This is a genomic window from Hallella sp., from assembly GCF_037460745.1.
Taxonomy (GTDB): Bacteria; Bacteroidota; Bacteroidia; order Bacteroidales; family Bacteroidaceae; genus Prevotella; species Prevotella faecis.
Map to the genome: position 1 here is coordinate 1 of NZ_JAXVAE010000176.1, position 10,545 is coordinate 10,545.

Genomic DNA, 10,545 nt, shown 5'->3' on the forward strand with positions numbered 1-10,545 from the left:
ACAGCAAAAAAACTTCAAGTTTTTCTTGCGTAGAAACATAGAATGCACACCCCCTTTCTGTTTATGCGTTCAAGGTCGTTTGGTGGCATATGCTAAAGCCCTTCGCGTCGGCCTCGACGATGTTGGTGCCCGCCTCGGTGGCTTATGTTCATCACCTTCATGCAGGGTGTTGTATATTGCTATTTCATGATCATTGTTATTGTTGGGTTGATGCTATTATTTGATGATGACCTTTGTCACGGAGCCATTGGCTTGCTTGATGATGTTCACACCTTTGGCCATGCGGCTTAGGCGGTTGCCTTGGAGGTCGTAGATGGCTACGGGAGCGGCAGTCGTGGCAGTCTTGATGCTTGTAGGCGTATCGCTGATGTCGAAGGTCACGGTCTTGGCCTCGCTGCCCTCAGGCAACAGCAGATAGGCGCGCATGCCCTTGATGATGTTCTGGCTGCCTGTTGCGTGATAGAACTGATTGTTGGAGATGAAGAAAGCACCTGTTGGGATGTAGCCAGCTGTGTACACTCCCACGAAGTTGATGCCGTTGCCATTTTGCACAGGAGCCTTCATGTCAACATCGACATTCTTCGCTACGATCTGGCTCACCGTCTCGTTCACCCTCACCATATATGGCTTGCCGGCCTCGATGCTCTTGGCTGTGGCGAAACGCAGGTTGATGTTGCCGTTGGCATCTACGTGGGTGTCGTCGGTGAGCTCCTTCACCTCCCAACCCTCGGGAATTGTCATGTTGAAGGGCAGCACCAGCGTGCTCCACTTGCCGTTGTCCTTGATGGTGCGGTTCACGGTGATGGTGGTGTAATAGTCAGACAGGGCAGATGTTTCCTGTGCGGTCTCGTCCATGGTGAGCTCGTTGCCCAGGAAGGTCATGCGGAAATTGTCGGCCTTGAACCATTGGCCCTTGTCGTTGCCCAAGGCAATGTCGGCCTTGTGATCGGTAACGTCGAACTCGCCCATCACCAGTGCCATTGTTCCAGCGCCCACGGCAGCTGTCTTGGTTGTTTGATTATTGACGGTGAGCGAAATGTCGTTGCCGGCATCCATGGCCACCATTGCTGACACACGATACTTGCCGTTGGGCAATCCGTCGACGGTCTGTGTGAGCGGCTTCACGGCACTGGTGCCGTTCCAAGTGTTGAAGAGGTAGGAGCCTTCGGTTCCCAATGTGGTGTATGTAGCGTTGTCCTGCAGCACCACCTTGGTTTCCCAGCCCTCTGTGGCGCAGCTCCAACCCGTCATGTCGCCCAACTCGAAGTTGGGGTTTACGATGGCGAACGTCATGTCGGCATCCTGTGAGCGCTGTTGCTTGGCGGCCTCGCAGAGCAGGGCGTAGATAGCCTTAGCCTCGGCTCTGCCATCGCCCGTGTAAGAGCCGGCCTCAACACCTTGGGTGTATTCTGCCAGTTGTGTGTTCAGGTTGTCGCCCGCATGGTCGGTGAAGTTGGCTGCCTGTTGCTTGGCCTCATCAAGAGCCAGTTTGATGCGACCATTGGCGAGGTCGGTGACGTACCTCAAGCTAAAGTTATCGGCCTTGAAGAATCCTCCAGCCATCGGCATGAACAGGTCGTAGTGGTCACCACTGCCACCCACGGCCCCCACGGTGAGATTGCCGTCCTCCACGAGGAATTGCAGGACAGCCTCTTTCATTTGGCCCTTGTCGTCGGCCACGATTCCCTTGTGGGCGTGGTTGCCGATGAGGAATACCGAGCGTCCGGCAAACGACGTGAGCCGAGCCCGCACCTCGTAGAGGCCATTCTTCACGCCACTGATGGTTTGGTAAATGTAAGGAGCCGACGTCTCGTTGTCGCCGTTGTAGGAGTTGAACAGGTAATTGCCGTCGCACCCCTGCACGCTATAGGTGGCGTCGCTGTTGGGCTTCACGTTCACGTCGTAGCCCGTACCAGAGCTCCATCCCGTCATGTCGCCCGTCTCAAAGCTCGGATTGATGATCAGGGCTGTCATGTCGCCCGAAGGATTGTTGTTGAGCGATGCGATGAGTGCGCGCTGATAAGCCTTGTCGACCCATTCGCAGAGCACCTCCACGTCGGCTTGAGTGGTGATGGTGTTGCTGTTGTAACGGTAAATCACAGTTGAGATGTCGTAAACCTTCTGGCCCGCTTCGTTGAGTTGTTGTACCTTGGCCCATGTGTCGTTCACATGCTTGGCCACTGCGTTCTTGAAGGTGATGTAAGGGTCTACGTTGGCGTTGTCGTTATCACCGAAGTAATAAAGTTCCATGTTGTCAACGGCCAACATGCCTGACTTGTTGGTCAGGCCATTGCATTTTTCCTTATGCAGTTTAATGGTGGCGTTGCCGCCCTCGTTGAGTGTGGCTTTCAAGGTGAGCTTGTAGTCATCGTTATCCTTGAATACCTCTGACGCCTTTGTTGGCCCTTCTTCCGCTTTACTGGCGTCCATTCCTACATTGGTGTTTTGCTTGATGTCGGTTTGCTGGTCAGCGAAGGAGAAAGTGGACTTTACCGTATGATCTTTTGTTCCGCCGACTGCGTAGGCTCTTGATCGGTAGAACGCCTCTACCGAAGCAGCGTATGTTCCTTTGGGCAGATTGTTGATCGTTTGTGTCATGGTGATGTTGCCAGTGTTGATGAGGGCCGCACACCATCGATACGTTGAGCTGTTGTCTTCGCGTACGCCACCGTAGCTGGGGTCGCACGAGAACTCCCACCAGTTGGCCGCATAGCTTTTACCTGTGGCCGTGTTGTTCCATCCGTCCATGCATCCGAAACTTGCTCCTTTCACCAGCGGTGTGATGTTGAACGGGCTGGTGGATGAGGCTTGTTGCTTCATCACCTCCTTCAGTTTGGCCTCTGTGAGGATGGCCCATTTCTGTCGGTTGTCGTTGACATCGTAGGGTAGTGCCTTTACCAGGTTGTCGGTTCCTACAGAAGCCAGGGCACCTGTGGCGCACCTGATGATGTATTGGTATTCCTCGCCTGCCACAGGCTCGAACGTCCAGGTGGTGTTTTGCTGATTGTCCATGTAAGGATCCGCCTCGGCCGACACCGATCCCTGGATGGTGTTGATGCGATACTGTCCGTCGACGAGTGTGAGTGTCAGGGGCATGGCCGACACGTCCTCCACGGCGTGGGTTCCCCAGTTGGCTCCAGCCTGAAGATATTTCTTGGTGGCCAGGTTCATGAGGAAGAACGTTTCGCCCGACAGGGCTACTTCACCGGCGCTGTTGCCCGCGATTTCAGGAACGGTGGCCGTGGCCGCCTCAGGCAGCGTGTAGTCGGTCTGTGTGGCAGGTGCTGCCGTGGGGTCGGTGACGGTGAAACAGACGGTCAGGGGATAGTGGTCGGAAGCTGTGAACGACGTGTCGTGCAGAAAACTGTTGGCTTGGATCTTCAAGCGCGACTTCGAGTTTTCTATCCAGAAAATCTTGTCGACCACCTCTCCTCTCTGCGGTCCCTCGTCGCCAATCATGATCGACGGGTCGCCCAACTTGGGATAGACGCCACCGCGGATCAGTTCGATCCATGCATCGTGTATGGTGAGGTTGTCGACGGCGTTGATGGGGTCGATGAGTTTTCCCTTCACGTCGTCGCGCGTGTAACGGCAGTTGGTGTCGCCCAGAATCAGTACGGGGCGCCCATTGTCGTGGCTTTTGATGTAGGTGGCCAACTGCGTCAGTTGGCTGGCTCGCGCCTTGATGTCGCCCTCGCCGTCCTCGGCGTCCATGTGCAGACAGTAGAAGTCGATCTCCACTCCTGGCGCGATGGTGATGGTGTAATAGCGGAATCCTTTGTTGATGAGGCCGTCGGCACCATGGTCGGTGAAGCCATAGTGATCGTTCCATTTCACCCGTGTCTCGTTGCTGAAGCTCCATCCTGTCTTTTTGGTGAGTAGCAGTCCCAGGCCGTCGGTAGAGTTGGAAAGGCTGCTGACCTTTCCTCCGTGTGTGCCCACCGAGTAGAGGTTGGCAATGGGAGCGATGAGGTAGTCGTGGAAATTGAAGTCCTCCGACATGGCCACGATGTCCCATCCCTTGGCTCGGGTCTCGTTTCCGATGGCCGTGGCTCCCGCCGCTTCCTTTCCATCTTTGTTAATGGTGATGCCTGCGATTTTGTTAGGCAAGCCATCTACGTTCAGCGTTGTTGCGTTGAACGTGTAACTTCTTTGCGCCAATACGCTGTTGGAGGGGCATAGGGCCAGAAGCGTAAAAGAAACTAAGAATAGTTTTTTAAGCATAAAAGTGATTTGTTAATTGGTAGTTTGTATAAAACCTGTGCAAAGGTAATTTGCTGAAATTACATCCGTGTGTTTCTGATGTTACAATGATGAGAAAAGCAATTGTATATTCAGGCAGATGTGTTTTGTGGTAGTTGGATTTCATTCTTCTTTTTCGCGCCTTGGCCTTCTCAAGAAGTGTTAGGCGTTTTGTTGTTCTTTCCGTCTCCGGCGCATGGGCTTTTCGCGTTGTGGCGGTTGAGGCCAAGGGCAACGCGTAGCCCATGCGTTGGAGGGGAATGGAAGAATGTGAGCAATCCCCATGGATGGGGATAGGGGAGCGGTCGTTACTTCTTGTCGAACTGCAAGGTCATCTTTCCGATGTAGATGCCGCTCTTTCCGTTTTGGTCTACGGGGATGGGCTTGCCGTCGAGGTTGTTGGCGTAGCGCAGCGTTTGGAAGTAGGTGTGGCTGTGTCCGCCAAGCACCAGGTCGATGCCGCGCGTGTGGCTTATCACCTCCTGGTCGCCCATGCCGTCCTCGTGCCATCCGAGATGCGATATGCAGATGACGAGGTCGCACTTCTGCTTGCGCAGCAGGTCGGCCATCTTCTGTGCCGTGGCCACGGGGTCTAAGTAAACCGTGTTGCCGTAGTTGCGCTGGTCAACCAGTCCCTTGAGCTCGGGAGCGAGGCCAAACACGCCAATCTTCAGGCCTTGGTGGTGAAGAATGACGTAAGGCTTCACGATGTTTTGCAGGTCGTATTCGCTAAACTCGTAGTTGGCGCAGACGATGGGGAAGTTGAGGCTCTTGAAGAGACGCGCCATATTCTCCAGTCCGAAGTCGAACTCGTGGTTTCCGATGGTTCCTGCCGCGTAGCCCATTTGGTTCATCAGTCCGGCCTCCACGTCACCCTTGAAGAGCGTGTAATAAGGAGAGCCTTGCGAGAAGTCGCCACTGTCGAAGAGCAGCAGGTTAGGATCCTTGGCACGCTCCTGACGGAGCATGGCTATGCGGCGCAGGAATCCGCCGCGCCCCGCCTGCACGGTGTCGGCCAGCGTCTCGCCGAGCGGCATGATGCACGAGTGGGTGTCGTTGGTGTGAAGAATGGTCAGCGTCTTCTGTCCGAAGGCTGTCGCCACACAGAGCAGCATGGCGGCTATGGCGATGAGTGTCTTATTTTTCATAGGTTATTCTCCCTTCCATTTGAGCGTTGACGGCCTTGCCTTGTGCGGCCATGTGCTTGAAATAGTTTACGATGATGTGGCGCACATCGTTCTCCTCGCCCTGTGGCGACACCTCATGGGTCTTCGCCTTGAAGGCTTCGAGGCCCCCGTTGCCCTGCGCCAGGTAGTCGAGCGTTGCCACACGGTATGTGGCGTTGGGGTCGATGGGTTTGCCGTGGAGCGTGGCCGAGCGCAACTGTCCGTCGTGTGTGATGACGAGCTTCACGCCATGGCTGACCCCCTCGCCGCCCACCTTGGCTATCTCGCTGAAGAGCTGCTGGGTCTTCTCGCCCGTGAGCGTGAGGAAACAGATGTGGTTCTCGAACGGCGCCACGTTGAGCACGTCGCCGTAGGTAACGTCGCCCTGAGCGAATGCGGCGCGTATGCCTCCCACGTTGTATACGCCGAAGTCGGGCGTTTCTTGGAATGCCTTTCCGCCCCACACCAGGATGTCGGCCAGCAGGTTGCTCTCCTCGCTCTCGGGTTTGGCTGCCGACATGTAATGGTCGATGCGTCCCACGACCGGACTCATGATGGAGTCGACCGTGTGCTTGTAGGGCGCCAGGAAGGCAGCCGCTTTCTGATCGGGGTTGGCGTCGTAGCGCTTGTCCACCAGGATACGTGTGCGCTCCACGCCCGCCAGTTGGTAGTGCGACCCGCACGACGTGATGAGCATGGGTGCTACCAAGGCTATAAACAGAGTTTTTCTTAACATAACAATTGGTTTAGATGCTGCAAAGATAATTATTCTTCGTCGTTTGGCGATAGCCGCAACCTAAATAAAATGTTAAAAATGAAAGATTTCTGCCTTGTGACGTGGCCTGTTTGCCTGAAAAGCCGTAACTTTGCACCGCTTTTCGGCCCGACCGCTGGTTGAGAGATGAGTTCTCATGCTACGTCGGGTTGGTGAGACAAACAATTTTTAATCAAAAACAACAATGGATTTAATTAAAGTTGCTGAGGAAGCATTTGCAACCGGCAAGCAGTTCCCTGCTTTCAGAGCTGGTGACACTGTGACTGTCGCTTACAAAATCGTCGAGGGTAACAAACAGCGTATTCAGCTCTATCGCGGTGTGGTCATCAAGATCAACGGCGAGGGCACAAAGAAGCGTTTCACCGTCCGTAAGATGTCGGGAACCGTGGGTGTGGAGCGTATCTTCCCCTTGGAGTCGCCCAACATCGACTCAATCGAGATCAACAAGCACGGTAAGGTGCGTCGCGCTAAGCTTTACTACCTGCGCAAGCTGACTGGTAAGGCTGCTCGCATCAAGGAGAGACGCGTGATCAACGCAAAATAATCCTTCCCTTTCAAGCCACGTTTTCATGCCATGGCATAACCCGAACAAGATAGGTTCTGCTCTTTTGGCTTAACGAAAACGCTTGATTCTTGGCGCCAGTGCCCTGTGGGGCGCTACGAAAAGAAAAAGACAGGAGGTAAACATCCCAATGGGGTTGTTTGCCTCCTGTTTCCGTTTATGCCTGTGGTTCGTTTGTTTAATGACGATTTTTGGTTAAATTACGAATTATTTGTTTTTTTGTCGAAACGCTTGCAACTTGTTACTATTTTCTTTATCTTTGCCATAGTATTCATTAAAATAGGAGGTTTTTATGAAGAAGTTGATGATTTTGTTGTTGATGGGCGTTCTGTCGGTTACGACAACGAGTTTTGTCCCTATGAGCGAGTGTGATTCTGTTGAGCTCGCAGATATAGCGGTGACGACTTGCCCTTCGTGTCATGCACAAAACAGCGTTTTTAATACGAAAACGGAAATTTTTACTTGCCTTAAATGCGGTTGTGAGTGGAGAAACATTGATGGTGTTCGGGTTGTGATAGTTGCCGCGCCCAAAAATCCGCAACCCTTTGATCCCAATCTGTAGATCATAACGGCTTTGTTTCTTATATAGCCGAACTTATGATTACTGACCCTTTTGTTTTTAAAACAATGGACCTATGAAAGCTAAGCAGTTTTACCTTATTATATTATGCTTGTGTTTGGGAACGCTCGCATCGTTTGCGCAAGGTGAGGACCTGAGTGTAAAAGGACGTATTGTAGATGAGGCTGGCGCCAAGTTGGTGGGAGCCCATGTGCAGTTCTCGTCGATGGGAACCACACCTAAGGTAACAGATGTGGCGTCGGATAGCGCAGGTGGGTTTGAGGTAAAGCTGCCGCTTAATTACTATACGATGCGCGTAACCTACACCGGCTTTGCTCCCTATGAGGCCCAAGTGGAGTGTCTCGGTAACTTGAACCTACCGCCCATCGTGTTGCGGGAGAGCAGCAGCGAGTTGGCGGGTGTGGAGATAACGGCCAAGCGTATCAGCTATAACACCAAAGGCTACGTGGCATCTCTGGCCAACGACCCGCTGCTGAAAAATTCGAGTTTGGCCGACGCGTTGCGTATGTTGCCCGGTATCAACCTGGAGGAGGGCTCGTTTTCGGCTTTCGGAGAGAAGATAGGCTCGGCGTTTGTCAACAATAAGCGCTTGATGTTCAAAGGGGAAGCCTTGACGCGCTACTTGAGCCATTTGCAGGCCAAGAACATTGTGTCGGTGGAGGTGCTCAACAGTTCGGCCGACCCGCTGCTCACCGACAAGATGGCTTTTGTGCTTAAGATCACCACGAACCGTGCCGACGATGGCGGCAGCGCTTCTGTGGGTCCGTCGGCAACCCTATCTAACGTTTATGAGTTTGAGGTCAATCCTTCCGTTCATGTGGAGCAACGTGTGGGAAAATGGTCGATGTTTCTGACCCCCGACTATTCGCCTCGCTCCATGCTCAACCGCGGCTCCAAGGGTCTCACCCACTATTATGAGAACGATGTGGTGCGACGCGAAACAACGATGATGCACATGAAGGTTAAGCCGTCGGTGGGTGTGACGGCCGGATTGGCGTACGACTTCGACAAGAACAATAACCTTTCGCTGAACCTCAGCGCCACCCATCAGGACAAGACGCTGTCCAACTCGACGCACAACGAGATACAGGAGGACGGCCAATTGACCAGCGTCACCGATGGTTATGTGGCCGACTATAGCAAGAGCAACTATTTTCAGGGGATGCTCAACTATTTTGGTACGCTGCCTGTGGTGACCCTGTTCGGCTCGTTAGACTATGCGTTCAAGGGATCGGACGGCAACATACAGCGTAACCAGACCGTGGGAGATAGCCAGCAATCCATGTTCCGGCAAGACAAGAAATCGTATTACCACCTGCTCAGCGCCAGCGTATCGGCCACGTGGAAATTATCGAAGGCCCACCGTGTTGTTACGTCGGTGAGTGTGGACGACTGGGACAACAATAACGACTACAGCCAACTGGCGGCACAAAGTCCCGACCGCTACCGCTACCTGTACAACGAGACCTCGTTCAGAGGGTCGTTGGGCTATGAGTTTAGGCAGGGCGCATGGGATTTGAGCATAGGCTCGCGCTACCTCAAATCGCACATGAAACCCCTCTTGGAGCAAGGTGGTGAGGTGGCATCCTACAAGCGCAACGTCAACAAGTGGCTTCCCTATGCCATCCTTACCTACGTGTATAACCAGAAGCGGTACGAAACCATCACCCTGCAGTATGAACGTAGTTACAACTTCTCCAACCTCATAGCCATGGACCCGTCGGTGCAGTGGAAGTCGGAGTACAGCTACGAAAAGGGCAACCCCCACCTCAATCCTGGTTTTACCGATGAAGTGGCGTTGCAGATGCGCGTGCGCCAATTCAGCTTTCGCGCCAAATTTGTGAACACGCTTGAGCCAGGCCGTACCTACGATCTTGATGAGCAGGGCAACGAGGTCATCTCGGCGGCCAATGGCCTCCATTCGCAACGGTTGTTTTTCTACGTGAATTTCCCCTTGCTGCAAATCACGAGAAAGTGGAATGTCAGTTATTATTTAACTTACGATTGGCTGCGGTCGCGCTACGGACAGAATAAACAAATTGCGAGTCAGGTGACGGGCGGCTTCACGTCGATGGCTACGTTGCCAGGCGATTTCAGCCTGCAATGCTCAGCCATGCTCTGCAGCCCGCAGCGCTCGGTCTATTCCACCCAATACTATTTGGGTAATGCCGATGCGAGGGTGGGCAAATGGATGATGAATAACCACCTGTATGTGGGTGCAGGTTTGAGATATATGTTCAGTTCTCGTTCGTCTACGAAGACCGCCTTGTTCCGTTACGATAGTCGGCTCGACCGCCCCCTGTTTACCGCCTTCTTGTCGGTGCGCTACCGATTGGCGTGGGGCAACAAACGGGCGCGCGTCAATTCCAATAAGGTCATATCGACCGAGTCGATGCGTATGAACTGATAAAAGCCTTTTGGGGTACGCGCCACACTTCCCTTGGCGCGATGCGTCCTGTTTGATATTTTGGTGCAAAAGTTGTGCGGCGTTTTTCGTTGAACCAGTCAACGGAACGGTCGTTTTTCCGTGCTCGCCGTAGCCAGTTTGCGTCGTGCGCTCACCGTTAGGCATCTTTCGTCTTGCGAGACCTGCCTAACCGCAGCTCGAAAGACCACGTTCCGCGACTCGAAAGACCATGTATCGTCCCTTGGTTAGGCATGTTTCGCAATGCGAAATGGCCAGCCAAGAAGGTTGAATTCTTTCCTGTCGCGGTAACTTGCTGACTGTTGGATAGTTATGTAATTGCGCTGAGAATGGCGTATTTCCGTCCAATCCTTCCGTCGTCGCCACCAACGCTGTAGATTCCAATATAGTTTGTTGCCATAATTCGCATTGCGCCCATCCTCCCAACCGTCCTTTTCAAGGCACGTTTTCTCGTCATGGCAAAACCCGAACAAATTCGGATCGGGTCATTTGGCTTAACGAAAATTCGAAAAGAAAACCACAAACTAAATTTCTATACTTATGATCTTATTGGTAACCCGTTTTTATGAGAAGATAGTAGTCCAATGCTTCGCTATGTTTAATGATCATCCCCAATGACATGAAGGAATTGAATTTCTAAGTCTTTATGAAAGCCGTTGAAAAAAGTCGAATAGATAAGCGAACTGATAATTTGATAGTAAAATATTGCTTTCTTTTATTTTTTTTATCAAAAACCTTTGTTTTTGTAACTATTCAGCGATAGCCTTGCACCTTAATCCGCGATTGAAATATACA

The 10,545-nt window shown here is 52.7% G+C and carries 6 protein-coding genes; 3 read left to right on the forward strand and 3 right to left on the reverse strand.

Translation table 11 applies throughout. The features are described from left to right. Positions 1-216: 216 nt before the first annotated feature. From WKK33_RS11535 to WKK33_RS11545, 3 genes are all read right to left on the reverse strand, one after another. On the reverse strand, positions 217-4,224 hold the full coding sequence (locus tag WKK33_RS11535; protein ID WP_337933999.1) for a hypothetical protein: 4,008 nt from the start codon (positions 4,222-4,224) through the stop codon (positions 217-219). 326 nt (positions 4,225-4,550) lie between these two features. After that, positions 4,551-5,390, reverse strand: coding sequence for a bifunctional UDP-sugar hydrolase/5'-nucleotidase (locus WKK33_RS11540; RefSeq protein WP_337934001.1), 840 nt, complete (start codon positions 5,388-5,390; stop codon positions 4,551-4,553). Further along, the gene (locus WKK33_RS11545) at positions 5,380-6,144 is read right to left on the reverse strand and encodes a 5'-nucleotidase (protein ID WP_337569484.1); all 765 of its coding nucleotides are present in this window, start codon (positions 6,142-6,144) and stop codon (positions 5,380-5,382) included. Before WKK33_RS11545 ends, WKK33_RS11540 begins: the two co-directional genes overlap by 11 nt. Before the next feature lie 223 nt (positions 6,145-6,367). Between WKK33_RS11545 and rplS the strand changes: the two genes are divergently transcribed. From rplS to WKK33_RS11560, 3 genes are all read left to right on the forward strand, one after another. Continuing rightward, positions 6,368-6,727, forward strand: coding sequence for a 50S ribosomal protein L19 (gene rplS / locus WKK33_RS11550; RefSeq protein ID WP_337568823.1), 360 nt, complete (start codon positions 6,368-6,370; stop codon positions 6,725-6,727). 105 nt (positions 6,728-6,832) lie between these two features. Next, complete coding sequence (locus WKK33_RS11555; RefSeq protein WP_337934004.1) at positions 6,833-7,117, forward strand: hypothetical protein; 285 nt, start codon at positions 6,833-6,835, stop codon at positions 7,115-7,117. Positions 7,118-7,380: 263 nt separating this feature from the next. After that, entirely contained in the window at positions 7,381-9,732 is a 2,352-nt protein-coding gene (locus WKK33_RS11560; RefSeq protein ID WP_337934006.1) for a TonB-dependent receptor, read from the forward strand. Positions 9,733-10,545: the final 813 nt, after the last annotated feature.

Bases quoted from the DNA above. Each gene is read 5' to 3' on its own strand.
- WKK33_RS11540 (WP_337934001.1), bottom strand. From the start codon at position 5,390: ATGAAAAATAAGACACTCATCGCCATAGCCGCCATGCTGCTCTGTGTG.
- WKK33_RS11545 (WP_337569484.1), bottom strand. From the start codon at position 6,144: ATGTTAAGAAAAACTCTGTTTATAGCCTTGGTAGCACCCATGCTCATC.
- rplS (WP_337568823.1), top strand. From the start codon at position 6,368: ATGGATTTAATTAAAGTTGCTGAGGAAGCATTTGCAACCGGCAAGCAG.
- WKK33_RS11560 (WP_337934006.1), top strand. From the start codon at position 7,381: ATGAAAGCTAAGCAGTTTTACCTTATTATATTATGCTTGTGTTTGGGA.
- WKK33_RS11535 (WP_337933999.1), bottom strand. From the start codon at position 4,224: ATGCTTAAAAAACTATTCTTAGTTTCTTTTACGCTTCTGGCCCTATGC.